A 24,752-nucleotide genomic window follows, 5' to 3' on the forward strand; every position below is an offset into this window, starting at 1 on the left:
GGCATCCCCGACAATCACGGCATGCCCACCCCCCGCCCGGCTTCTGAGCCTTCCTCGCACCTGCTGGTTCCTTTCGCCAGCGCGAGCGACCCCGCCTGCCGCGCCGCGCTGCCGGGTCTGCCCTTGCCAGAGCTCACCGCCCTGCTGGCCGAACTGGTGCCCGTCTACACCGATGGAGGCGATGACCACAGCCTGAGCCCGCCGCACGAGCGCGCGCTGGCGCAGGCGCTGGGCCTGGTGCGCGCCGACGGCTGCCCGTTCGGCGATGGCCTGATTCCCTGGGCTGCCATGGAAGACGCACAGCCCGACACGCCCCAGGCCTGGTTCACGCCCTGCCATTTCCAGGTCGGCATGGAACAGGTGACGCTGCTGCCCGGCGATCAGCTGGGCCTGACGGACGAGCACTCGCGCGCGCTGTTCGACGCCCTGGCGCCCTATTGCGCCGAGGACGGCATCGCCCTCACCTACCAGTCGGCCACGCGCTGGCACGCCCGCGGCGAACCGCTGCGCGGCATCGCCTGCGCCAGCCTGGACCGCGTGAGCGGCCGCTCGGTCGAAGCCTGGATGGCCGAGAGCACGGCCAACCCGGCCGGTGGCCAGTTGCTCAAGCGCCTGCAGAGCGAGGCGCAGATGCTGTTCTACACCCACGCCGTGCACGATGCGCGCGAGGCCGCGCGTTTGCACCCGGTCAACGGCTTCTGGGTCAGCGGGGCTGGCGCGCTGGACCGTGCCGTCAAGCCGGCAGCCCCGCCCACCCAGCCTGAAGACCTGCGCCGCGCCGCGCTGCAGGCCGACTGGACCGCGTGGCGGCAGGCCTGGGCCGCGCTGGACGCCGGCCCCATCGCGCAGTGGCGCGCACGCGCGCAGCGCGGCGAACCGCTCACCCTCACCCTGTGCGGCGAACGCGCCGCACAGCGTTTCACGAACGCCCCCCGAGGCGCTGGCGCGCGCATCGGCCGCCTCATCAAGAACCTGCTGGGCCCCGCCCCGGCCTGGAAGACGCTGGACACCCTATGAAGATCATCACCCGCGACGTCCCGCCCCGTGCTGCCTGGGCGCTGGAGCAAAGCGGCCTGCACCCCCTGCTGGCGCGCCTGTTTGCCGCGCGCGGCATCACCAGCAAGGACGAGCTCGACGACGCGCTCGCGCGCCTGTTGCCCCCCTCCTCCATGCTGGGCGCCCAGGACGCCGCGCGCGCCCTGGCCGACGCGATGGCCGCCGGCAAGTCCATCTGCATCGTGGCCGACTACGACTGCGACGGCGCCACGGCCTGCGCGGTCGGACTGCGCGGCCTGCGCCTGCTGGGCGCGCCGATGGGTTTTGACCGGGTGAACTACCTGGTGCCCGATCGCGTCACCGACGGCTACGGCCTGACCCCCTCGATCGCGAAGCGCGTGAAGGCCCAGGGCGCCGACGTGCTGGTGACGGTGGACAACGGCATCGCCAGCGTGGACGGCGTGCGCGCCGCGCGCGAACTGGGCCTGGACGTGATCGTGACCGACCACCACCTGCCCGCGCTCAAGGGCGGGGAGATCGCCCTGCCCGCCGACTGCATCATCGTCAACCCCAACCAGCCGGGCTGCACCTTCGAGAGCAAGTCGATCGCCGGTGTGGGCGTGATGTTCTACGTGTTGCTCGCGCTGCGGGCCGAATTGCGCGAGCGCGGTGTGTTCACGGCGCAGAACCAGCCCAAGATCGACACCCTGCTGCCCCTGGTGGCGCTGGGAACCGTGGCCGACGTGGTCAAGCTCGACGCCAACAACCGCCGCCTGGTGGCGCAAGGCCTCAGGCGGGTGCGCGCCGGTGCGATGCCCGCGGGCATGACGGCCCTCTTCAACGCGGCCGCGCGCAAGCCGGCCGCCGCCACCGGCTTCGACTTCGGGTTCGCCCTGGGCCCGCGCCTGAACGCGGCGGGCCGGCTGGCCGACATGACGCTGGGCATCGAATGCCTGACCACCGACGATGCGCTGCGCGCCGACGAGCTCGCGCGCACGCTGGACGGGATCAACCGCGAGCGCAAAGCCATCGAGGGCGACATGCGCGAGCAGGCCCTGCAGATGGCCGAGGAGATGTTCGACGAATCGGAAGAGCCACCGCCTGCGCTGGTGGTGTTCGACCCCGACTTCCATGAAGGCGTGGTGGGCATCGTGGCCTCGCGCCTGAAAGACAAGCTGCACCGCCCCACCTTTGTGTTCGCCGCCAGCGGCGCCGAGGGCAAGGAGCACGAGCTCAAGGGCTCGGGCCGCTCGATCGCGGGCTTTCACCTGCGCGACGCACTCGACCTGGTGGCCAAACGCCACCCCGGCGTGTTGTTGCGGTTCGGCGGCCATGCCATGGCGGCGGGCTGCACCATCGACGAGGAGCAACTGGAGACCTTTGAAGCGGCCCTGCAGCAGGTGGCGCACGAGTGGCTGGATGCCGCGACGCTGCAGCGCCGAATGGAGGCGGACGGCCCGCTCGACACGAAGTACCGGCGCGCGGATCTGGTGGACACGCTGCACCAGGAGGTGTGGGGCCAGGGTTTTGCTCCGCCGGTGTTCTGCGAGGAGGTGGTGGTGGTGTCGCAGCGCCTCGTGGGCGAGAAGCACCTGGCGCTGAAGCTCAAGCACCAGGGCGAGCCGGTGGACGGCATCTGGTTCGGCCACACGGAACCATTGCCGGCGCGGGTGAAGATCGCTTTCCGGCTGGATGCGGATGAGTGGCAGGGGCAGCGGCGGGTTCGGTTTCTGGTGGAGGCGGCGGAGGTCTGAACTTCCCTTTGTTCGTTGCACCTCGCGCCTGTGACAGGCAAGCGCACCCATGCAATGCGCCGTCTGCCTTGGAGGTCGACGGTGGTTGGGGTGATCGCCGCAGCGAAGTAAAGGAGTAGAACCGGCGAAGCCGGTTCGGGGGACATGAGCGGAGGCGATCACCCCAGCCGCCGGCGACCGGAGCCCCGCCAACGAAAACAATCAGCTCATCAAGGCTTCACGAACCGCAGCCAGTTGACGGCGAGAAACAGCCAGGCGTTCCTCCACCCCGTCGAGCCGCACCATCCAGCCCTCGCCCTCGACCGGGTCGTTGTGCTTCTCAACGGCGCGGACCGCCCGGCGCGACACCAGCGCGTTGCGGTGCACCCGCACGAACAGGTGGGCATAGCGCTGCTCCAGATCGCTCAGGGCGCCATCGAAGATGTGTTCCTTGTCCGCCGTGCGCACCGTGATGTACTTCAATTCGGCCTTGAGGTAGATCACATCGGCCAGCGCCACCCGCTCGCTGCGGCCCCGCTCCTGGATGATCAGGCTCTCGGGCAGACCCGCGTCCTGCGCGCCCTCGCCCGCGCTGCGCAGCTTCACCACCTTCTGCAAGGCCTGCTGCAGCCGCTCGCGCCGCACCGGTTTGGTCAGGTAGTCCACCGCCTCCAGCTCGAAAGCGTGCACCGCGTGCTCGGCATACGCCGTCACGAACACGATCGCCGGCGGCGCCGCCATCTGGCGCAAGGTGCTCGCCAGCGCCATGCCGTCCACGCCCGGCATGTGGATGTCCAGCATCACCAGGTCACAGCCCGTGCGCTGGATCTGCTCCATCGCCTGCACCGCGTTCGACGCCTCGCCCACCACATCCGCCCGTGGCTCGGTGCATTCGCCCAAGAGCGTGCGCAGCCGGGACCGCGCCAGCGCTTCATCGTCAACGATCAGTACCTTCAGTGCCATGTCACGCTCCGTTGCCAGATCCGGTTCGGTGGTTCATTCAAACCCCGCTTATACCGGTATTTCCAGTCTTACCTGAAACACGCCATTCACCAAGGCGCTCTGAAAGCGCCCTTGTACATCATGCAACAGCGTCAGGCGCTGGCGCACATTGTCCAACGCCAGGCCGTTGCCCCGCCGTCCGCTGCCCGCCGGCACGGTGTTGGTGACCTTGATCACCACCACACTGCCACGGCGCTGGGTGCTGATGCGCACCACCGCCCCGCTCGCACTGGGCTCCACCCCGTGCTTGACCGCATTCTCCACCAGCGGCTGCAGGATGAGGGGAGGCAATTTGGCCTTGGACGCCGTCTCGTCCACGCTCCACTCCACCTTCAGCCGATCGCCGAACCGCACCTGCTCGATCGCCAGGTAGTGCTCGGCCAGCTCCAGCTCCTGCCACAGGGGCACCGCCTCCTTGGCATCGGCCAGCGCGTGGCGAAACAGCTCGCTCAGGTCCTCAAGCAAGTTTTCGGCCTTGGCCGGCTCCTCGCGCACCAGCGCGATCGCGCTGTTGAGGGTATTGAACAGGAAATGCGGGCGGATGCGGGCCTGAAGCTCGGCCAGGCGGGCGGTGGCGCCAGCGGGGCCGCGCGCCTTGGAGCGCCACATCAGCGCGGCCACCAGGACCCCGGACACGAGCGCGCCCGAGGCGGCGCTGGCCAGCCAGGGCGAGGGCTCGGCCAGGCCCATCCAGACCAGCAGGCCGCAGCCGTAGAGCCCCGAGAGCGCGCCAAATCCGATCGCCGCCCCCCACTGGCCCGGCATCGGCAACAGGCCCAGCTGGCGCTTGAGGCCGCACACCGTCAGCAGCCAGGCCAGCACGGCAGGCAGGGCGGCACCGGTGTAGATGGCCAGCTGCGTGACCCAGGCCACGAAGGTCTGGGCGCCGAACAGGGCGGCCACGGCCACGATGGCCTGCACGAACAGCACCGCGCGCAGCACCGTGCCGACCTGGCAGGTGTCAAACACCTGCACCCTCACGCGCAGGTCCTCGGGCATGTCCGCGAGCGGGCGCGCACCTGCGGCATGCGCCAGTTCCTGGAAGCTCGATAAAATTCTGGAATCTTTCATGGGAAGCACTGATCCGTCTTCGGGTCGGCCCCGTGAGGGCCTCTACAGGGGTCTGCCGCGCCGACAACCGGCCGGGGCCCACTGCCCCAAGCCCCATCCCAGGCGCACTCGCGCTCCATCCTTCTTCCATCCAGCCGCTGGTACACCATGTCCACCAACCAACTCGACAAAAAATCCGAAGCCTGGTCCGCCCTATTCTCGGAGCCCATGAGCGAGTTGGTCAAGCGCTACACCGCCAGCGTCTTCTTTGACAAGCGCCTGTGGCAAGCCGACATCACCGGCAGCCTCGCCCACGCCGAGATGCTGGCGCACCAGGCCATCATCGGCGCCGCCGACCTCGAGGCCATCCAGCGCGGCATGGCCCAGATCACGGCAGAGATCGAGTCCGGCGAGTTCGAGTGGAAGCTCGACCTCGAAGACGTGCACCTGAACATCGAGGCGCGCCTGACCCAGCTCGTGGGCGACGCCGGCAAGCGCCTGCACACCGGCCGCAGCCGCAACGACCAGGTCGCCACCGACGTGCGCCTGTGGCTGCGCGGCGAGATCGACCTCATCGTCCCCTTGCTCAACGAGCTGCAGCGCGCGCTGGTGGCGGTGGCCGAGAAGAACGTGGACGTGATCCTGCCCGGCTTCACCCACCTGCAGGTGGCGCAGCCGGTGAGCTTCGCGCACCACCTGCTGGCCTATGTGGAGATGTTCTCGCGCGACGCCGAGCGCTTCGCCGACGTGCGCCGCCGCACCAACCGCCTGCCTCTGGGCAGCGCCGCGCTGGCCGGCACCACCTACCCGCTGGACCGCGAGCGCGTGGCGCGCACCCTGGGCATGGTGGACGAGCACGGCGAGCCCCAGGTGTGCCAGAACAGCCTGGATGGCGTGAGCGACCGCGATTTCGCGATCGAGTTCACCGCGGCGGCCAGCCTGTGCATGGTGCACATCAGCCGCTTCAGCGAGGAACTCATTCTCTGGATGAGCCAGAACTTCGGCTTCGTGAAGATCGCCGACCGCTTCACCACCGGCAGTTCCATCATGCCGCAGAAGAAAAACCCCGACGTGCCCGAGCTCGCGCGCGGCAAGACCGGCCGCGTGGTCGGCCACCTCATGGGCCTGATCACGCTCATGAAGGGCCAGCCCCTGGCCTACAACAAGGACAACCAGGAAGACAAGGAGCCGCTGTTCGACACCGTGGACACGCTCAAGGACACGCTGCGCATCTTCGGCGAGATGGTGGGCGGCCAGCTGAACCCGGCCACCGGCACCAAGGAGGGCGGCATCACGGTCAATGCCGTGGCGATGGAAGAAGCCGCCAAGAAGGGCTATGCCACGGCGACCGACCTGGCCGACTACCTGGTGAAGAAGGGCCTGCCCTTTCGCGACGCGCACGAGACCGTGGCCCACGCGGTCAAGGCTGCCGTGTCGCACAACTGCGACCTCTCGGAGTTGCCGCTGACCGTGCTGCAGGGCTTCAATGCCTCGATCGAGAAAGACGTGTACGAGTGCCTGAGCCTGCGCGGCAGCCTCAACGCGCGCAACACCCTGGGGGGCACCGCGCCGGCCCAGGTGCTGGCGCAGATCGCGCGCCACCGCAAGCGCCTCGGCTAAGCTTGCGCGCCCCGTGCAGGGGCATCGGATCGGCAGCGGGCTTTGAGCTACCCTTGGCGTCTGCCATGGAGGAAGCCTTGAAGAACAACATCCCGCTCCGTTGGGTCGCCACCGCGTGGCTGGCCGTTGCCCTGCCCGCCTCCGCGCTTCAGATCACCAGCGTCTCGCCCCAGGGCGAAGTGGCCCGGGTGCGCCAGGTGGTCGTCAAGTTCAATGAGAGTGCCGTCAACTTCGGCGACGCCCAGGCGCCCGCACCGGTCTCGCTGAGCTGCAGCGACGCCCAGGCCACCCGGGGCAACGGCCGCTGGACCAGCGACCGCGAATGGGTTTTCGATTTCGAGAACGATCTGCCGCCCGGCGTGAATTGCTCGGTGCAGGTGAAAAGCGGCTTCAAGTCGCCCAAGGGCACGGAACTGGCCGTGAGCCGCAGCAGCTTCCACACCGGTGGCCCGTTCGTGCAGCAGGTGCGCCCGGGGCCCTCGTCGCGCATCGACGAGGAACAGCACTTCGTTCTGCGGCTCAACGGCGCGGCCACCACCGCCAGTCTGCAATCGCAGGTGTGGTGCGCGATCGAAGGCCTGGGCGAGCGCGTGCCGGTCCGGCTCATCGAAGGCAGGGACCGCGCCGATCTGCTCAAAGCCAATGGCTGGGACAAGCTGGCGGACAAGGAGCCGCAGCGCTACGCGACGCTGGCCTGCAACCGCCGCTTCACGCCAGACACCAAGGTCTCCCTCGTGTACGGCAAAGGCGTGGTCACGCCCTCGGGCATCGCGAACAGCGTGGAGAAGCGCTTCGACTTCCAGGTCCGCGAGGCCTTTACCGTGGGCTTCAGCTGCGAGCGCGAGAACGCCCAGGCCGCCTGCCTGCCGATCCGCCCGATGACGCTCAACTTCAGCGCACCCGTGCCGCGCAAGTTGGCCGAGGGCATCCGCCTGAAATCGGCCCAGCAGACGCACCCACCGGTGTTCGACGCGGACAGCCACGCCGACGGCGACAGCGTGGTCACCGAGTTGTCGTTCAAGCCCCCCTTCGCGGAACAGGCCGCGTTCACCGTCGAGCTGCCGAAGAACTTCAAGGACGACGCGGGCCGCGCGCCGGCCAATGCCCAGGGTTTTCCGCTGGCGGTGGCCACGGGCGCGATGCCCCCCTTGGCCAAATTCGCCGCTTCGCCCTTTGGCATCGTCGAGCGTTTCGCCGAACCGGGCGGCACCCCGCTGCTGCCCGTGACCTTGCGCAACGTGGAGGCCGCGCTTCAGGTGCAGGGCCTCAGCCCCGGTCAGGTGAACGAACTGCAGCCCAAAACCGACGCGGAGATCATTGCCTGGTTCCGCAAGCTGCAGCGCTACGACCAGTTCAACGTCTCGCGCAAGCTGGCGCAGGCCGACACGGTGGGCCCGCTGCCCAAGGTGCTGGAAGACCGGGACAAGCGCTGGGTCGAATCGCGCGCGGTGTCGCTGCTCAAGGGCCAGGCCGGGGTGAAAGCGATGGAACTGCCCCGGCCCGCCACCAACGACCCGCGCCCCTTCGAGGTGGTCGGCATTCCGCTCACGCCGGGCTTCCATGTGGTGGAGATCGCATCCCCCGCGCTGGGCGGTGCCCTGCTGGACGCGCGCTACGGTGGCTCGCGCACGATGTACGTGCGCACCTCCGCGCTGGTGACCAACCTGGGCGTGCATTTCAAGCTGGGGCGCGAAAACGCGCTGGCCTGGGTGACCACGCTGGACAAGGGCAAGCCGGCCGCCGGCGCCCGGGTGCGCGTCTCCGACTGCGCGGGCAAGGAAGTCGCCACCGGCACCACCAACGCCCAAGGCGTGGTCGAATTCAAGGACGTGCCGCCGCAAGCACCCCGCTGCAGCAGCGGGGACGGTGAAAGCACGCAAGCCTATTTCGTCAGCGCGCGGCTCCAGGACGGCGCCACCGAAGACATGGCCTTCACCTGGAGCGACTGGTACCGGGGCATCGAACCCTGGCGCTTCAACGTGCCGACCAGCCGCGATCCGCGCCCGGACGCGCGCGCCCACACCGTGTTCGACCGCACGCTGCTGCGCGCGGGCGAGACGGTGTCGATGAAGCACCTGATCCGCACCGAAACCAGCCAGGGCTTCAGCCTGCCGGAAACCCTGCCCGACACCCTGGTGATCACGCACACCGGCAGCGGCCAGCAGTTCACGCAGCCCGTGGCCTGGCGCAAGACGGCCACCGGCGGCCAGAGCGCTGAAAACAGCTTTGCCGTGCCCGCCAGCGCCAAGCTGGGCAACTACGAGGTCACGCTCAAAAGCGCCGACGAGCGCCAGCGCCAATACAGCAGCGGCGAGTTCCGGGTGGAGGAGTTCCGCCTGCCGGTGCTCGAAGGTCGCATCGCGCCGCAGGCAGGCCAGGCACTGGTCAACGTGAAGAGCGTGCCCACCCAGCTGCAGGTCAGCTACGTCTCGGGCGGCGGCGCGGCCAACCTGCCGGTGCGCGTGTCGGCCTCGGTGCGCGACAAGTTCCTCAGCTTCCGCGACTTCGACGGCTTCAGCTTCCAGCCGCCCCGAGCGGACGGCGCGCCGGGGAACGAAGAAGGCGAAGAGGAAGCCGCGGCCTCGCAGGACCAGCGCGTCATCGCCGACAAATTGCCCATCACGCTGGACCGCAACGGCGCGGGCGCGCTGACCATCGAGCAGGTGCCCACCGCCCCTCAGCCGCAGGAACTGCTGCTGGAGGCGAGCTACGCCGATCCGAACGGCGAGGTGCAGACGCTGCGCAGCGTCTCCACCGTGTGGCCAGCGAACGTGATCGCGGGCATCAAGACCGAAGGCTGGGTGTCGGCCAGCCAGAAGATCCAGTTCCAGGCGCTGGCGCTGGATCTGGCGGGCAAGCCCGCGGCCAAGGTCGCGCTGAGCGTGAAGGCGGTGGCCCGCATCACCACCACCAGCCGCAAGCGCATGGTGGGCGGCTTCTACACCTACGACAACCAGACCCAGACCAAAGACCTGGGCACGGTCTGCAGCGGCCAGAGCGATGCGCGCGGCCTGCTGCTGTGCGAGGCCAGACTGGGCGAACCGGGTGAGGTGGAACTCATCGTGACCGCCCAGGACGCGGCGGGCCTGAGCATCCAGGCGGCCAGCTCGGTGTGGGTCACGCGCCAGGGCGAGCTCTGGTTCGGCGGCGAGAACCACGACCGCATCGACCTGCTGCCCGAGAAGAAGACCTACCAGCCCGGCGAGACCGCGAAGTTCCAGGTGCGCATGCCGTTCCGCTTCGCCACCGCGCTGCTGACGGTGGAGCGCGAAGGCATCCTCGAGACGCAGGTGGTGCAGCTCAATGGACAGGACCCGACGGTGCAACTGAAGGTCCAGGAAGGCTGGGGGCCGAATGTGTACGTCAGCGTGCTGGCCCTGCGGGGCCGGTTGCGCGAGGTGCCGTGGTACTCGTTCTTCACCTGGGGCTACAAGGCGCCGCGCGAGTGGTGGACCTCGTTCTGGTACGAGGGCCGCGAGTACGTCGCGCCGACCGCGCTGGTGGACCTGAGCAAGCCAGCGTTCCGCCTGGGCCTGGCCGAGATCCGCGTCGGCACGCGCGCCCACCAGCTCGACGTGAGCGTCAAGGCCGACCAGGAAAGCTACCCGGTGCGCGGTCAGGCCCGGGTGACCATCACCGCGAAGCTGCCCAACGGCCAGCCGGCGGCGAACGCGGAAGTGGCGCTCGCGGCGGTGGATCAGGCCCTGCTGGAGCTCATGCCCAACCGCAGCTGGAACCTGCTCGACGCGATGCTGCAACAGCGCGCCTGGGGCGTGGAGACGTCCACCGCGCAGATGGAAATCATCGGCCGGCGCCACTACGGCCGCAAGGCGGTGCCCGCCGGGGGCGGCGGCGGCAAGAGCGGTGCGCGCGAACTGCTCGACACCCTGCTGCTGTGGAACCCCAACGTGGTGCTGGACGCCAAAGGGCAGGCGGTCGTGACCGTGCCGCTCAACGACGCGCTCACCACCTTCCAGATCGTCGCCGTGGCCGACCTGGGCACCGGCCTCTTCGGCACCGGGCAGACCAGCGTGCGCGCCACGCAGGACCTGCAGATCATCAGCGGCCTGCCGCCGCTGGTGCGCGAGGACGACCAGTTCCGCGCGCAGCTCACGCTGCGCAACACCACCCAGAAGGCGATGAAGGTGGCCGTCTCGCCGCGCGCCACGCTGCTCGAGCTCGCGCCGCAGACGGTGGACATCCCGGCCGGCGAGTCGCGCGAAGTGGCCTGGACAGTCACGGCGCCGGCACAGCTGGCCCAGACGCGCGCCGAAGCCATCCTGTGGGACATCGAAGCCAGGGATGTGCTGGGCGGCGCGAAGGACGCGCTCAAGGCCCGGCAGCGCATCGTGCCCGCCGTGCCGCTGGCGGTGCAGCAGGCCACGCTGGTGCAGGTGGATGGCGCGTTCCAGCTCGACGTGGCGCCGCCCGCTGGCGCGCTGCCGGGCCGGGGCGGCCTGAAGCTCGCGCTGCAGCCGACGTTGGCCGAGGGCCTGCCCGGCGTGCGCGACTGGTTCGCCAACTACCCGTTCGTCTGCCTGGAGCAAAAGGCCAGCAAGGCCGTGGGCCTGCGCGATGCGAAGCTCTGGCAGGGCGTGGTCGCGCAACTGCCCACCTACCTCGACGCCGACGGCCTGGCCAGCTACTTCCCGCCGCGCGAAGGCGACGCCAACCGGGGCAGCGACACGCTCACGGCCTACCTGCTGGCGGCCACGCACGAGGCCTCGGCCATCGACCCGGCCTTCGGCTTGCCCGACGAGGCGCGCGCGCCCATGGAGCGCGGCCTGATCGCGTTTGTGGAAGGCCGCATCTCGCGCGAGTTCTGGAGCCCGCGCAAGGACCTGGACGTGCGCAAGCTCGCCGCCATCGAAGCGCTCTCGCGCTACGGCAAGGCGCGGGCCCGCATGCTGGGCAGCATCACCCTCGCGCCCAACCAGTGGCCCACCAGCGCGGTGATCGACTGGGTCAACATCCTGCGGCGCGTGAGCGACGTGCCGCAGCGCGATCAGCGCCTGACCGAAGCCCTGCAGGTGCTGCGCGCGCGCCTGAGTTTCCAGGGCACCAGGCTGGTCTTCAGCACCGAGCAGGACGACTACTGGTGGTGGCTCATGGCCAACGGCGACGTGAACACCGCGCGCCTGATGCTCGCGGTGATGGACGACCCGGCCTGGCGGGACGACATGGGGCGGCTGGCCAGCGGCTTCATCGGCCGCCAGCAGGGCGGCGCCTGGCACACGACCACCGCCAACCTCTGGGGCGGCCTGGCGCTGGAGAAGTTCTCCGCCCAATTCGAAGCCACACCGGTCTCAGGGACGACGCGCGCCACCCTGGGCACGGGAGCCGCCGCCATCGACTGGGCCAAGGTCGATCGGGTCAAGACCACCGATGCGCTCGGCGCGCCCAACCGGACGACCTGGTTCGGCGCCCCCACCGGCCCGGGCAACCTGAAGAACAACACCGGCTTCCTGCCGTGGCAGGCCGATGGCGGCAAGGGCACGCTGGGCGTGACGCACCAGGGCAGCGGCAAGCCCTGGCTCACGCTGCAGTCCATCGCCGCCGTGCCGCTCAAGGCGCCGTTGAGCGCCGGCTACACCATCCGCAAGACCATCACCCCGGTCGAGCAGGCCGTCGGCGGCACGCACACGCGTGGCGACGTCTGGCGCGTGGCGCTGGAAGTCAACGCCGCCGCCGACATGACCTGGGTGGTGGTCACCGACCCGATCCCGGGCGGCGCGACCATCCTTGGCGGCGGGCTGGGCCGCGATTCGCAGATCGCCACCGCGGGCCAGAGAAGCCCGACCGGCAACGCCTGGCCGGCCTTCGAGGAGCGCAGCTTCGAGGCCTACCGCAGCTACCACGAGTACGTGCCCAAGGGCGTCTTCAGGATGGAATACACGGTGCGACTGAACAACGTCGGCGAGTTCTCGCTGCCGCCCAGCCGCGTGGAGGCGATGTACGCACCCGAGATGTTCGGCGAGATGCCCAATGCCCGCGTGAAGGTGGAGGCCGTGCGGTGAATGGGCGCCACGCGCTCGCGGCGCTGGCGCTCGGCCTGGGCCTGGCGCTGCCCGCGCAGGCCCTGCCCGGCTTTGCCGAGGTGCGCGCGGGCTGGCGCTCGTCCGACGCGCGCGTGCTCGACCGCCAGGGTGAGCTGCTGCAGCGCGTGCGCATCGACCACCATGCGCGACGGGGCGAATGGATCGCGCTGGCCGACGTGTCGCCCGCGCTGCGCACGGCCTTGCTGCTGAGCGAAGACCAGCGCTTCTACCAGCACAGTGGCGTGGACTGGCGAGCGGTCTCGGCCGCGGCCTGGGGCAACCTGTGGAACAGCCGCACACGCGGCGCCTCCACCATCACCATGCAGCTGGCCGCGCTGCTCGACGAGCCCGACGGCGAGCTGCAGCGCGGTGCGGGCGGCCGCCGGCTGACGCAGAAGCTCGGCCAGGCGGTGGCGGCCCAGCAACTGGAGCGCCGCTGGCGCAAGGACCAGATTCTGGAGGCCTACCTCAACCTCGTGCCGTTCCGGGGCGAGCTCGTGGGCATCGACGCGCTTTCGCGCACGCTGTTCGGCAAGGCCTCCCATGGCCTGGACGAGCGCGAGGCCGCCGTGTCCGCCGCGCTGGTGCGCGCACCCAACGCCAGACCCGCCCAGGTCGCGCAGCGCGCCTGCGGCGTGCTCAAGCTCATGCAGGCCGGCACGCCGGTGGATTGCGGCGAGTTGCGCATCCTGACCACCATCGCGCTGCAAGGCCGCGAATTCGCCGCCAGCGAGGGCATCGCGCCCCACCACGCGCGGCGCTTGCTGGCGGCCGGGCCGGCGCAGTCGGTGCGATCCACCGTGTCCGCCCCGCTGCAGCGCTTCGCGCTCCAAACGCTGCAGCGCCACCTGCGCGAACTCCAGGGCCGCCATGTGCAGGACGGCGCGCTGGTCGTGCTCGACAACGCCAGCGGCGACGTGCTGGCCTGGGTGGGCTCGTCGGGCGAGCTGAGCGCCGCGTCGGAGGTGGACGGTGTGACCGCGCTGCGCCAGCCGGGCTCCACGCTCAAGCCCTTCCTCTATGCCCAGGCGATCGCCGAGCGGCGCATGACGGCCGCGTCCCTGCTGGAGGATTCGCCGGCCGCGATTCCCACCACCAGCGGCCTCTACATCCCGCAGAACTACGACCGCCGGTTCAAAGGCTGGGTCTCCGCACGCACGGCGCTGGCGGCGTCGCTCAACGTGCCGGCGGTGCGCACGCTGGTCATGGTCTCGCCCGACGCGTTCCACCACCAGCTCGGCGCGCTTGGCCTGCCCCTGCGCGAGCCCGCCGGTTACTACGGCTACAGCCTGGCCCTGGGCAGCGCCGAGGTGCCGCTGCTCTCGCTGACCAACGCCTTCCGCACGCTGGCCAACGGCGGGCGCTACGGCCCTGTCGGCGAGCCCCCGCAAGCGGCACCGGCCATCGACCCGCGCGCCGCCTTCATCGTGGGCGACATCCTGAGCGACAGCAACGCGCGCGCGCGCACTTTCGGCACGGACAGCATCCTGGCCACCCGCTTCTGGTCCGCCGTGAAGACCGGCACCAGCAAGGACATGCGCGACAACTGGGCGGTGGGCTGGTCCGAGCGCTTCACGGTCGGCGTGTGGGTGGGCAACGCCGATGGCGCGCCGATGTGGGACGTCAGCGGCACCAGCGGCGCCGCGCCCGTCTGGGCCAGCGTCATGCAGCACTTGCACACCCACACCCCCAGCCGCGCACCGCGCCCGCCGGCCGGACTGGTGCAGGCGCGCACCTCGTTTGAGGGCGCGCAGGGCACGCGGCCGCTGGAGGCGGCGCGCAGCGAGTGGTTCCTCGCCGGCACCGAGCAGACCCGTTTTGCCATGGACACGCCCGCCCCGGCGCGGGCCTCCGGCAGCGTGCTGCGCATCCGCAGCCCGGCCCCCGGCACCATCGTCGCCCTGGACCCGGACATTCCCCCCAACCGCCAGCGCCTGGGTTTCGTGGCCAGCGGCCCCGGTGGCCGCTGGCGCCTGGACGGCAAGCCCCTGGGCCAGGGAACCCGGCTGCAGTGGCTGCCGTGGCCGGGCCGGCATGTGATGCAGCTCACCGATGCGCGCGGCACGGTGCTGGACGAGGTGCGCTTCGAAGTGCGCGGCGCCGGTGTGAGAGAAACCCATGCAAGAAACCATTGACCTGAGCACCTTGCGCGTCGTGGTGGCGGCGGCCGACCTCGGCTCCATCAGCGCCGCCAGCGAACGCCTGCAACTGGCCGTGGCCGCGGCCAGCTCGCGCATCACGGCGCTGGAGGAATCGCTCGGCTTCCGGGTGTTCGAGCGCTCCTCGCGCGGCGTGCAGCTCACGCCAGCGGGCCAGATGCTGGTGCAGCGCAGCCGCGCGCTGCTGACCGATGCCGACCGGCTGGCCCAGCACCTGCGCGGCTACAGCGAAGGCCTGCAGGGCCATGTGCGCGTGCTGGCCAACACCTCGGCGCTGCTGGAAGTGCTGCCTCAGCGGCTGGAGCAGTTCATGAAAGCGCACCCGCTGATCCGCATCGACCTGGAGGAGCGCGGCAGCCCGGAGATTCCGCTGGCGCTGATCGAAGGCCGGGCCGACTTCGGCGTGGTGGATTTGCCCGTGCCGCCGGCGGGCCTGGCTTTCGCGCCCTTCTTCAGCGACACCCTGGTGCTGCTCACGCCGCGCTCGCACCGCCTGGCGACCCGGCGCCGGCTGCGGCTGGCCGATGCGCTGGACGAGGCCTTCATCACGCTCACGGACGGCACGGCCCTGTCGAACCGCCTGCTGGCCTCGGCAGCCGACGCAGGCAAGCCGCTGCACGTGCGCATGCGCATGCGCGGCTTCGACGCCGTGTGCCGCATGGTGGCCGCCGGCCTGGGGGTGGGCGTGCTGCCGCTGGAGGCGATCGCACCCCAGCTGGCGCACCTGCCGCTGGCGGCGGTGCCGCTGTCCGACCCCTGGGCACGGCGCACCCACCACATCGCCACCCGCACCGACGCGCCGCCGGCACCGGCTGCGCTCACACTGATCCGCGCGCTCACCGCCGGCTGATCGGGCTTTCGCGAAACGCGAAAGCCGCCTTTGCCACACACCATTGCGGCCCACACGGGGCCGTTCCTACACTGGCGCCCAGCCCCCCACAACATCAAGCGCCGCCACCCAGGCCGCGCCGGAGACTTCATGAAAATCGCCCGCGTCAGCGCCACGCCGCTGAACCTGCCCGTCACCGTGCAATCCCCCAGCCGCAGCCAGACCACCAGCCTCTCGGTCTGCCTGGTCACGATCGAAACCGACACCGGCCTCGTCGGCACCGGCATGACCGCCATCACCGAGGAAGAGGTGATCGGCAGCATCGTCAACGACATCGCCGCGCACCACCTGGTGGGCATGGACCCGATGCGCCACGAGCAGGTCTGGGAGCGCCTCTACTGGCTGCTCACGCCGCGCGGCCAGTCGGGCTACGCCAGCCACGCCATCGCCGCGATCGACCTCGCGCTGTGGGACATCAAGGGCCAGGCGCTGGGCGAGCCCTGCTGGCGCCTGCTCGGTGGCGCGCGCGCCGAGGTGCCGGTGTACGCCACCTTTGGTTTCAACTTCTTCGACCGCGACGAACTCGCCGCCGCCGCGCGCGAGTGGGTGGGCCGCGGTTTCTCGCGCCTGAAGATGACGGTGGGCCACCACGCGCTGCAACGCCGCGACGAGCCCCGGCCGCTGGACCAGGTGATCGCCGAGGACGTGCAGCGCATCCGTGCGGTGCGCGAGGCGGTCGGGCCGGACGTGCAGATCTACATCGACGCCAACTGCAGCCTAGATTACTTCCACGCGCTGTCGCTGGCCAGGAAGGTGGAGCCCTACGACATCAGCTTCTTCGAAGAGCCGGTGTCGCAGAACGACATTCCCAACCTCGCGCGTTTGCGCGCCAAGACTTCGATCCCGCTGGCCGCAGGACAGAACGAAGGCCTGGCCTCGCGCTTTCGCGACATGCTGGTCGCGCAGGCGGTCGACGTGGTGCAGCCCAACGCCTGCATCAGCGGCGGCTTCACGCAGTGCAGCCGCATCGCGGGCATGGCCGCCGCCTTCAACACCCGCTTTGCCAATGGCGGCGCCTGGCCCCACCACAACATGCACCTGCACGCCGGCCTGGCCAACGGCTCGCTGGTGGAATACCACTCGGTCGCCGTGCAATGCTGCGAGCTGGTGTTCGACGACCTGCCCAAGCCCGAGCGCGGCGTGCTGCGCCTGCCAGAGACACCGGGCCTGGGCTTCAGGCCCAACCCCGAGCGGCTGGCGGAGCTTGCCAAACGACCCGGCTCGCGCGGCGCCGGCAAGGCCTGACACCGATTCCCCACGAAAACAACGGAGACAAGACATGCAGCACCTCAACAACCGCTTTTCGATCGGCCGGCGCGCCGCGCTGGCCCTCGCCCTGGCCGCCACCCTCGGCAGCAGCGCCTGGGCGCAGGCCTGGCCCAGCAAGCCGGTGCGCCTGCTGGTCGGTTACTCGGCAGGCGGCGGCGTCGATGCCATGGCGCGGCTGATCGCACCGCGCATGTCCAACCTGCTGGGCCAGCAGGTGGTGGTGGACAACCGCACCGGCGCGGCCGGCCTGATCGCGGGCGACGCGGTGGCGCGCGCCGCACCCGATGGCTACACGCTCATGCTGGGCGACAGCTCGCTGCTGATCGCCCAGCACCTGCAGCCGCGCATGAGCTTCGATCCCATCAAGGCCTTCTCGCCCGTGGCCGGCGTGTTCACCCTGCCCCTGGTGATCGTGGCCAACAACGAAGTGCCCGCCAAGACGCCGGCCGAGTTCGTGAAGCTGCTCAAGGACAACCCCGGCCGGTACTCCTATGCCACCTCGGGCGTGGGCACGGTGCACCACCTGGGTTTCGAAATGCTCAAGGGCCAGGCGCGCAGCTTCGTTGTGCACATTCCTTACCGGGGGGCGTCGCAGATCGTGCCCGACGTGATGAGCGGCCAGGTGCCCTTTGGCGTGGTGAGCGCGACCTCGGCCATCGCCCAGGCCAAGGCGGGCAAGCTGCGCGCCGTGGCCGTGATGAACCCGGTGAAGCTCGCCGGCGCCGAGGACATCATGCCGCTGTCGGACGCACTGCCCGGGTTCTCGGCGGTGCCGCGCCTGTATGTGCTGGCACCGGCCGGCACGCCGGCGGCCATCGTCGAGCGCCTGAGCGACACCCTGCGCACCGTGATGGAAGCCCCGGACATCGCGCAGATCGCCGCGCAACAGGGCGCCGTGCCGGCCTACATGCCGGCCGGGCCGCTGGCCGCCGACATCGTGCGCGAGTCGGCCGAATGGGGCAAGGTCATCCGCGAGCAGAAGATCACCGCGCAGTGAGCCCTCGGGGCCAGGACCGGCCCAGGCTCAGGTGCAGGGGTCGGGCTGGGGCACTTCGGTGCAGCGCTGGTAGGCCTCGGGCTTGAGTCCGCCGCCGACCACGCGGTACTGGTCGAAGCAGGCTGCACTGGCCATGTAGCGGTGCCAGCGGGCCTCGCAGGCGCTGGTGCCCGGCGGCAGCGGCGCATCGGCCGGCACGGCCCGGGCCCGGTGTTGCGGCGGGACATGGGTGCCATAGACCCACTGGCCACGTTCGTCGACCCAGCGGTAGACGTCGGCCGCCAGCAGCGCGCCGGGCACTGACAGGGCCAGCGCGAGAGCGAGGGTGTGCAGCTTCATGGCGGTGCGACTCCGCCGGCACCGGGGCGGTTCCGCCGTTCGTCTGCCTGAGGCCGCTGCACTGCAGCAAAAATTTCAAAGGGGTCCGCCCCGCTTTCACAAGCCAATTGCAGGGCGCGCGGCTAACATGCCACGTCACCCAAAACAACGGAGACTTCCCGAGATGACCGTCATCACCAATGTGGAGGACCTGCGCGTCCTGGCCCAGCGGCGCGTGCCGCGCATGTTCTACGACTATGCCGACAGCGGCTCGTGGACCGAAGGCACCTACCGCGCCAACCACGAGGACTTCCAGAAAATCAAGCTGCGCCAGCGCGTGGCGGTGAACATGGAAAACCGCAGCACGCGCAGCACCATGGTCGGCCAGGAGGTGGCGATGCCGGTGGCGATCGCGCCCACCGGCCTGACCGGCATGCAACACGCCGACGGCGAGATCCTGGCCGCGCGCGCCGCGCGCAAGTTCGGCATCCCGTTCACGCTCTCCACCATGAGCATCTGCTCGATCGAAGACGTGGCGCAGCACGCGGGCGAGGGATTCTGGTTCCAGCTGTACGTGATGCGCGACCGCGCTTTCATCGAGCGCCTGATCGACCGCGCCAAGGCCGCCCGGTGCGGCGCGCTGGTGCTCACGCTGGACCTGCAGATCATCGGCCAGCGCCACAAGGACCTGAAAAACGGCCTGACCGCGCCACCCAAGATGACGCTGGCCAACATCCTCGATATCGCCAGCAAGCCGCGCTGGGCGCTGGGCATGCTGGGCACCAAGCGCAAGCAGTTCGGCAACATCGTCGGGCATGTGAGCGGCGTGGAGAACATGGGCAGCCTGAGCGAGTGGACCGCCCGGCAATTCGACCCCTCGCTCAACTGGGGCGACGTGGAATGGATCAAGAAGCGCTGGGGCGGCAAGCTCATCCTCAAGGGGATCCAGGACGTGGAAGACGCCAAGCTCTGCGTGGCCTCGGGCGCGGACGCGCTGATCGTGAGCAACCACGGCGGCCGCCAGCTCGATGGCGCGCAGAGCAGCATCGAGGCCCTGCCGGCCATCGTGGATGCGGTGGGCGGCCAGATCGAGGTGCACATGGATGGCGGCATCCGCAGCGGGCAGGACGTGCTCAAGGCCCGCGCGCTCGGCGCCCGCGGCGTCTACATCGGGCGGCCCATGCTCTACGGCCTGGGCGCGATGGGCGAAGCCGGCGTGAGCAAGTGCCTGGAGATCCTGCACAAGGAACTCGACCTCACCATGGCCTTCTGCGGCCACACGCAGATCGAGAAGGTCGACAAAGGCATCCTGCTGCCCGGTACATATCCGCGGTAGACAACCCACCCTGCGGCATCGCCGCTATGCTCACCGCCGTGACCACTCCCACGGCCCGCATCCGGCGCATTGCGCACCTCGACATGGACGCCTTTTTCGCGTCGGTCGAGCTGCTGCGCTACCCACAGCTCAAGGGCCTGCCCGTGGTGATCGGCGGTGGGCGGCGGCGCGAGGACGACATGCTCGCGCGGCTGCGCGAGACCTACCCCGAGCGCGAATGGACCGGTGAGGACCTGGCCCACATCCCGGTCGAATTCTTTCCCCGCCTGGAGACCTACGTGGGCCGTGGCGTGGCCACCACCGCCACCTACGCCGCGCGCCAGTTCGGCGTGGGCTCGGCCATGGGGCTCATGAAGGCGGCCAAGCTCTGCCCCCAGGCCATCCTGCTGCCGGTGGACTTCGACGAGGTGCGCCGCATCTCGCGCCTGTTCAAGCACACCATCCGGGAGATCGCGCCGACGGTGGAAGACCGGGGCGTGGACGAGGTCTACATCGACTTCACCGACGTGCCCGGCGGCCAGCGCGAAGGGGGGCGCGTGCTGGCGCGCCTGATCCAGAAGAGCATCTTCCAGGCCACGGGCCTGACCTGCTCGATCGGCGTGGCACCCAACAAGCTGATCGCCAAGATGGCCAGTGAATTCCACAAGCCCAATGGCATCAGCATCGTGCACATGGAAGACCTGCAGACGCTGATCTGGCCCCTGCCCTGCCGCAAGATCAACGGCGTGGGCCCCAAGGCCGACGCCAAGCTGCAGGGCCACGGCATCCACACCATCGGCGAGCTGGCGCAGCGCGAGCGGCCATGGCTGGTGGCGCACTTCGGCAAGAGCTATGGCGCCTGGCTGCACGAGGTGTCCTGGGGCCGCGACGAGCGCGCGGTGCAGACCGAGAGCGAGCCCGTGAGCATGAGCCGCGAGACCACCTTCGACCGCGACCTGCACGCCGTGCGCGACCGCGCCGAACTCGGCGCCATCTTCACCCGCCTGTGCGAGCAGGTGGCCGAGGACCTTCAGCGCAAAGGCTACGTGGGCAAGACCATCGGCGTGAAGCTGCGCTACGACAATTTTCAGATCGTCACCCGCGACAGCACCATCGCCCATTTCACCAGCGACGCGGCCAGCATCCGCCGCCATGCCGGGCTGTGCCTCAAGCGGGTGGATCTCACGCGCCGCATCCGCCTGCTGGGCGTGCGCGTGGGCTCCCTGGCCAAGCTCGGCGAGGTGCCTCCCGAGCCCGAACGCCCCCCGGAGCCGGCCCAATTGTTCTGAGGCCGCGCGGCGGCCATTGACGCAAGCTGACGCGAAACTTACAGTGGAAGCGACTGGATGTCAGCCGCATTCCCGTGAGGTCTGCCATGAATCTCTGTCTCAGGCTTGACGAGTTGGAGCGCATCAAACGCTGGCACGTGGTGCACCGCCGCGACCACCCGCTGGAATACCAGCTGTGGGACGGCATGCTCACGGCCTGGGTGATGGGCTGGGTGGGTTGCGTGCCTGCCTTCTTCTCGGACGCCCTGTGGCTGCTGCCCTTCTGCGTGATGGGCATCTGGGCGCCCGGGCTGTACGTCGGCTGGCGCCGCAAGGTACACCGCTCGCATCGCCTGCGCTGCGACTGGCTGGGGCCGCCGAACTGAGCGGCCTGGGCCGTCCGGGTCGGGACAGTCCGCCGGGCCGGTGCGGGCTACAGTGGGCCGTTGCCCACCACCGAGACCCGCCCGCCATGACCGCACCGACCTGCTTCACCCTCACCACGGCCGACCACGTTGCGCACCTGGTGCTCAACCGGCCGGCCGAACTCAACACCATGCACCCGGCCTTCTGGCGGGAGCTCGACGCGCTGCTCGCGCAGCTGCACCACGAGGGCCAGGCGCGCGCCCTCGTGATCAGCAGCACGGGCAAGCACTTCAGTGCCGGCATGGCGCTGGAGACCTTTGGCGGCGCGATCCAGATGGACGACCAGAGCCCCGAGGGCCGTGCCGCCATCTTCGACTTGCTCACCGACATGCAGGCCACCTTCACGCGGCTCGAGAACCTGCGCATGCCGGTGATCTGCGCGATCCAGGGCGGGTGCATCGGCGGCGCGGTCGACATGGTCACCGCCGCCTGCATCCGCTATGCGAGCGCCGACGCGTTCTTCTGCATCCAGGAGATCAACATCGGCATGGTGGCCGACGTGGGCACGTTGCAGCGCCTGCCCAAGCTCATCCCCTTCGGCGTGGTCAAGGAACTCGCCTACACCGGGCGCCGCCTGCCGGCGAGCAAGGCGCTCGGCTATGGCCTGGTGAACGAGGTGTTCGACACGCACGAAGCCACCGTGGCTGCCGCGCTGCAGTGCGCGAAAGAAATCGCCGCCAAGCCCCCGGTGGCGATCTGGGGGACCAAGCAGGCGGTGACCTATGCGCGCGACCACTCGGTGGAAGACAGCCTGCGCCAGATGGGCTGGCTGCAGGGCACGGTGTGGAGCAACGCCCACGTCCGTGAGGCGATCAGTGCCATGAAAGACAAGCGCGCGGGCCAGTTCACGGCGCTGGCCGGACTGCAGTCGTTCAAGGCCCTGGGCTGATCCGCGCGGCGCGGGTCACGACAGGTCCGCGCTCCGGACCGTGCGCACGCGCGGGCCGAAGCTGGCGATGTTGGTCAGTGTCGCGTTGTGGTGCGCGATCACCTGCGGCGCGGTCAGCACCGCGTTGCCGGCCGAGGTGTGGGCATCGGCCACCAACACCACGGGATAGCCCAGCGCGAGCGCGCGGCGTGTGGTGGTGTCCACGCAAAACTCGGTGTGCATGCCGCAGACGATGAGCTCCTTGACTTCGCGGCTCCTGAGCAGCGCTTCGAGGTCGGTGTTCAGGAAAGCATCGGGCGTCTTCTTGCGCACCCTCAGGTCGCCGGGTTGCAGTTCCAGGCCATCGGCCAGTTGCCATTCGCGGGTGCCGTGCTCCAGGTAACCGGTGGCGGACTCGTGCTGGATGAAGATCACCGGCGCGTCCGCCGCCCGCTGCCGGGCCGCCACGCGGTTGATGCGCGCGATCACCTCGTCGCTCGCGTAGGCGCGCCCCTCGCCTTCGCACAGGCCCTGTTGCATGTCGATGATGAGCAAGGCGGTTTTCATGAGTGCTCCCGTGGAGTGGTCAGGACAGGCGGTACGTCGCCAGGTGCAGGCTGGTCTCGGTGCTGCTGATGCCCCGGATGAGGCGGATGCGTTCGAGCACCTGGGACAGCTCCGTGAGGCTGCTCGCGCGCAGTTCGGCAAGCAGGTCCCAGCGCCCATTGGTGTCGTGCAGCTCCGCCACGCCAGGCTCGCCCAGCAGGCTGGCGATCACCGCACGGGTCTGGTTGCCTTCCACCGCCACGCTCATCCAGGCGCTGATCTCATCGGGCTTGGCATCGGGCCGCAGGCGCACGGTGTAGCCGACGATGACCCCGCTGTCTTCGAGCCGAGCGATGCGGTTGGTGACCGTGCCGCGCGACACGCCCAGCTTCTTGGCCAGCGCGGCCACGTTGGTGCGCGCGTCCTTGCGCAACAGGCCGATCAATTGCTGGTCCAGGGCGTCCATCGAGGCATTATGCGATTCGATGCTGTCTTTTTGGCAATCTTCTGACGAAATTCAAGCAAAGTTGCCGATTTACATTGAACAGGCCCTTGGCGACACTGAAGACATCACCCAAGGATTCCCCATGAAACCCGCTGCCTTCCCCGCCCTGCCCACCCTGTTCCTCAGCGCGCAGGATGTGGCCACCCTGGTCCACCGCCTGGGCCTGCCCGCGACGCTGGACCGCCTGGCCGGCACCCTGCACGCCGACTACCTGCGCTGGCCGTCGTTCGACAAGTCGGCCCGCGTGGCCAACCACTCCACCGACGGCGTGATCGAGTTGATGCCCATCGCCGACGACGCCACCTACGCCTTCAAGTACGTCAACGGCCACCCCAAGAACACCCGCAGCGGCCTGCCCACGGTGATGGCCTTCGGCGTGCTGGCCGACGTGGCCACTGGCGTGCCCGTGCTGTTGAGCGAACTCACACTCACCACCGCGCTGCGAACCGCCGCCATGTCGGTGGTGGCCGCGCGCGCCCTGGCCCGCCCAGAGAGCCGGCGCATGGCGCTGATCGGCAACGGCGCGCAGAGCGAATTCCAGGCCCTGGCTTTCCATCACCTCATGGGCATTGACGAGATCCGGCTGTACGACACCGATTCCGCCGCCACGCGAAAGCTGATCGGCAACCTCGCGGGCCAGCCCGGCCTCCGGCTGATCGCGTGCGACAGCATCGCCCAGGCGGTGCGCGGCGCCGACATTGTGACCACCGTCACCGCCGACAAGACCAACGCCACCATCCTCACGCCGGAAATGGTCGAGCCCGGCATGCACATCAACGGCGTGGGCGGCGACTGCCCGGGCAAGACCGAGCTGCACCCCGATGTGCTGCGCATGGCCGCCGTGTTCGTCGAGTACGAACCGCAGACCCGCGTCGAAGGCGACCTGCAGCACCTGCCCGCCGACTTCGCCGTGACCGAACTCTGGCACGTGCTCGCCGGCCACACCCCGGGTCGCACCGACGCGGCGCAGGTCACGCTGTTCGACTCGGTGGGCTTCGCGCTGGAAGACTATTCGGCCCTGCGCTTCCTGCGCGAGGCCGCAGGCGAACTCGGCCTGGGCCAGGCGCTGCCGCTGATCCCCGCGCTGGCCGACCCGAAGGACTTGTTCGGCCTGCTGCACCGGGCCGCCGAACCCCGGCCGGTGGCGCTCGCGCTGGCGGCCTGAGGCGGCCGCTGCCGCTACGATGGGCCTCCCCTCCCGTTCGCGTTCCCATGAAAACCTTTCACAACCCCCATCACGCCGGCCATGTCGGCCAGCAGGAAATGTTCCGCGGCCGCATGGTGGCCTGCCACGAAGTGCCCGCGCGGCTGGACTTCGTGCTCGCCGAACTGCAGCGCCGCCCGCTGGGGCCCCTGGCCCCGCCGGCGGTGGACGCCGCCGCGCTGGACGCGGCCATCGCGCGCGTGCACGGCGCGCGCTACCTGGCCTTCCTGGCCACCGCCTGGGACGACTGGGTGGCCATGGACCCGGCGAATTCGCAGCGCGACGCCCTGCCCTCGGTGTGGCCCCTGGCCAACCGCCACGGCTTTCGCCACGACGTGCTGCCGCACAACTTCGCGGCGCGCCTGGGCCTGTTCTCGTTTGACTCGGGCTCGCCCCTGACCGCCGGCACCTGGGCGGCCGCGCGCGGCGGCGCGGCCTGCGCGCTGGCTGCGGCGCAGACCGTGGCCGGCGGCGAACGCAGCGCCTTCGCGCTCACGCGCCCGCCCGGCCACCAGGCGGCGCCGGACTTCCTGGGGGGCTACTGCTTCC

18 protein-coding genes and 1 pseudogene are annotated in these 24,752 nt (G+C 69.8%); 14 read left to right on the top strand and 5 right to left on the bottom strand.

Going from position 1 to position 24,752, the window contains the following annotated elements:
- The first annotated feature begins 21 nt into the window (after window positions 1-21).
- Both KIT86_RS12365 and recJ read left to right on the top strand, forming a co-directional pair.
- On the top strand, window positions 22-1,017 hold the full coding sequence (locus KIT86_RS12365; RefSeq protein ID WP_297398749.1) for a phosphoglycerate mutase: 996 nt from the start codon (window positions 22-24) through the stop codon (window positions 1,015-1,017).
- Window positions 1,014-2,750: a single-stranded-DNA-specific exonuclease RecJ gene (gene recJ / locus KIT86_RS12370; RefSeq protein ID WP_297398750.1), complete on the top strand. Its 1,737-nt coding sequence runs from the start codon at window positions 1,014-1,016 to the stop codon at window positions 2,748-2,750. The genes KIT86_RS12365 and recJ overlap by 4 nt, the downstream gene beginning before the upstream one ends.
- Before the next feature lie 201 nt (window positions 2,751-2,951).
- On the opposite strand, the gene KIT86_RS12375 is transcribed toward recJ, so the two are convergent.
- The gene (locus KIT86_RS12375; RefSeq protein WP_297398751.1) at window positions 2,952-3,692 is read right to left on the bottom strand and encodes a LytTR family DNA-binding domain-containing protein; all 741 of its coding nucleotides are present in this window, start codon (window positions 3,690-3,692) and stop codon (window positions 2,952-2,954) included.
- Between the two features lie 48 nt (window positions 3,693-3,740).
- Window positions 3,741-4,802: a sensor histidine kinase gene (locus KIT86_RS12380; RefSeq protein ID WP_297398753.1), complete on the bottom strand. Its 1,062-nt coding sequence runs from the start codon at window positions 4,800-4,802 to the stop codon at window positions 3,741-3,743.
- 147 nt (window positions 4,803-4,949) lie between these two features.
- On the opposite strand from KIT86_RS12380, the gene argH reads away from it, so the two are divergent.
- The 6 genes from argH to KIT86_RS12410 all read left to right on the top strand — a co-directional run bounded on the left by argH (window position 4,950) and on the right by KIT86_RS12410 (window position 17,753).
- On the top strand, window positions 4,950-6,401 hold the full coding sequence (gene argH / locus KIT86_RS12385) for an argininosuccinate lyase (protein ID WP_297398755.1): 1,452 nt from the start codon (window positions 4,950-4,952) through the stop codon (window positions 6,399-6,401).
- A gap of 77 nt (window positions 6,402-6,478) precedes the next feature.
- Entirely contained in the window at window positions 6,479-12,418 is a 5,940-nt protein-coding gene (locus KIT86_RS12390) for an MG2 domain-containing protein (protein WP_297398757.1), read from the top strand.
- Window positions 12,415-14,574, top strand: coding sequence for a penicillin-binding protein 1C (gene pbpC / locus KIT86_RS12395; RefSeq protein ID WP_297398758.1), 2,160 nt, complete (start codon window positions 12,415-12,417; stop codon window positions 14,572-14,574). Before KIT86_RS12390 ends, pbpC begins: the two co-directional genes overlap by 4 nt.
- Window positions 14,558-15,448, top strand: coding sequence for a LysR substrate-binding domain-containing protein (locus tag KIT86_RS12400; RefSeq protein WP_297398760.1), 891 nt, complete (start codon window positions 14,558-14,560; stop codon window positions 15,446-15,448). The genes pbpC and KIT86_RS12400 overlap by 17 nt, the downstream gene beginning before the upstream one ends.
- 129 nt (window positions 15,449-15,577) lie before the next feature.
- Window positions 15,578-16,732 (top strand): mandelate racemase/muconate lactonizing enzyme family protein, encoded by a 1,155-nt coding sequence (locus KIT86_RS12405; protein WP_297398762.1) that lies wholly within the window; start codon window positions 15,578-15,580, stop codon window positions 16,730-16,732.
- Between the two features lie 34 nt (window positions 16,733-16,766).
- Window positions 16,767-17,753, top strand: coding sequence for a tripartite tricarboxylate transporter substrate binding protein (locus KIT86_RS12410; protein ID WP_297398764.1), 987 nt, complete (start codon window positions 16,767-16,769; stop codon window positions 17,751-17,753).
- A gap of 27 nt (window positions 17,754-17,780) precedes the next feature.
- On the opposite strand, the gene KIT86_RS12415 is transcribed toward KIT86_RS12410, so the two are convergent.
- A complete protein-coding gene (locus tag KIT86_RS12415) occupies window positions 17,781-18,092 on the bottom strand; it encodes a DUF4124 domain-containing protein (protein WP_297398766.1) in 312 nt (103 codons plus the stop codon).
- Between the two features lie 163 nt (window positions 18,093-18,255).
- Between KIT86_RS12415 and KIT86_RS12420 the strand changes: the two genes are divergently transcribed.
- The 4 genes from KIT86_RS12420 to KIT86_RS12435 all read left to right on the top strand — a co-directional run bounded on the left by KIT86_RS12420 (window position 18,256) and on the right by KIT86_RS12435 (window position 21,969).
- On the top strand, window positions 18,256-19,407 hold the full coding sequence (locus KIT86_RS12420) for an alpha-hydroxy acid oxidase (protein ID WP_297398768.1): 1,152 nt from the start codon (window positions 18,256-18,258) through the stop codon (window positions 19,405-19,407).
- A gap of 26 nt (window positions 19,408-19,433) precedes the next feature.
- Window positions 19,434-20,675, top strand: coding sequence for a DNA polymerase IV (locus KIT86_RS12425; RefSeq protein WP_297398770.1), 1,242 nt, complete (start codon window positions 19,434-19,436; stop codon window positions 20,673-20,675).
- A gap of 86 nt (window positions 20,676-20,761) precedes the next feature.
- Window positions 20,762-21,040 (top strand): hypothetical protein, encoded by a 279-nt coding sequence (locus KIT86_RS12430; RefSeq protein ID WP_297398772.1) that lies wholly within the window; start codon window positions 20,762-20,764, stop codon window positions 21,038-21,040.
- Window positions 21,041-21,126: 86 nt separating this feature from the next.
- Window positions 21,127-21,969, top strand: a complete 843-nt coding sequence (locus KIT86_RS12435; protein WP_297398774.1) for an enoyl-CoA hydratase-related protein — start codon at window positions 21,127-21,129, stop codon at window positions 21,967-21,969.
- A 15-nt stretch (window positions 21,970-21,984) separates the two neighbouring features.
- On the opposite strand, the gene KIT86_RS12440 is transcribed toward KIT86_RS12435, so the two are convergent.
- Both KIT86_RS12440 and KIT86_RS12445 read right to left on the bottom strand, forming a co-directional pair.
- The gene (locus tag KIT86_RS12440) at window positions 21,985-22,515 is read right to left on the bottom strand and encodes a cysteine hydrolase family protein (RefSeq protein WP_297398776.1); all 531 of its coding nucleotides are present in this window, start codon (window positions 22,513-22,515) and stop codon (window positions 21,985-21,987) included.
- A 19-nt stretch (window positions 22,516-22,534) separates the two neighbouring features.
- A complete protein-coding gene (locus tag KIT86_RS12445; protein WP_297398778.1) occupies window positions 22,535-22,960 on the bottom strand; it encodes an Lrp/AsnC family transcriptional regulator in 426 nt (141 codons plus the stop codon).
- 121 nt (window positions 22,961-23,081) lie between these two features.
- Here KIT86_RS12445 and KIT86_RS12450 point away from each other — a divergent pair, with 121 nt between their 5' ends.
- Complete coding sequence (locus KIT86_RS12450; RefSeq protein WP_297398780.1) at window positions 23,082-24,164, top strand: ornithine cyclodeaminase; 1,083 nt, start codon at window positions 23,082-23,084, stop codon at window positions 24,162-24,164.
- 47 nt (window positions 24,165-24,211) lie between these two features.
- A pseudogene (locus KIT86_RS12455) lies at window positions 24,212-24,752 on the top strand (histone deacetylase family protein); the annotation flags it as partial.

Source organism: Hydrogenophaga sp. (assembly GCF_026125825.1).
Taxonomy (GTDB): domain Bacteria; phylum Pseudomonadota; class Gammaproteobacteria; order Burkholderiales; family Burkholderiaceae_C; genus Hydrogenophaga.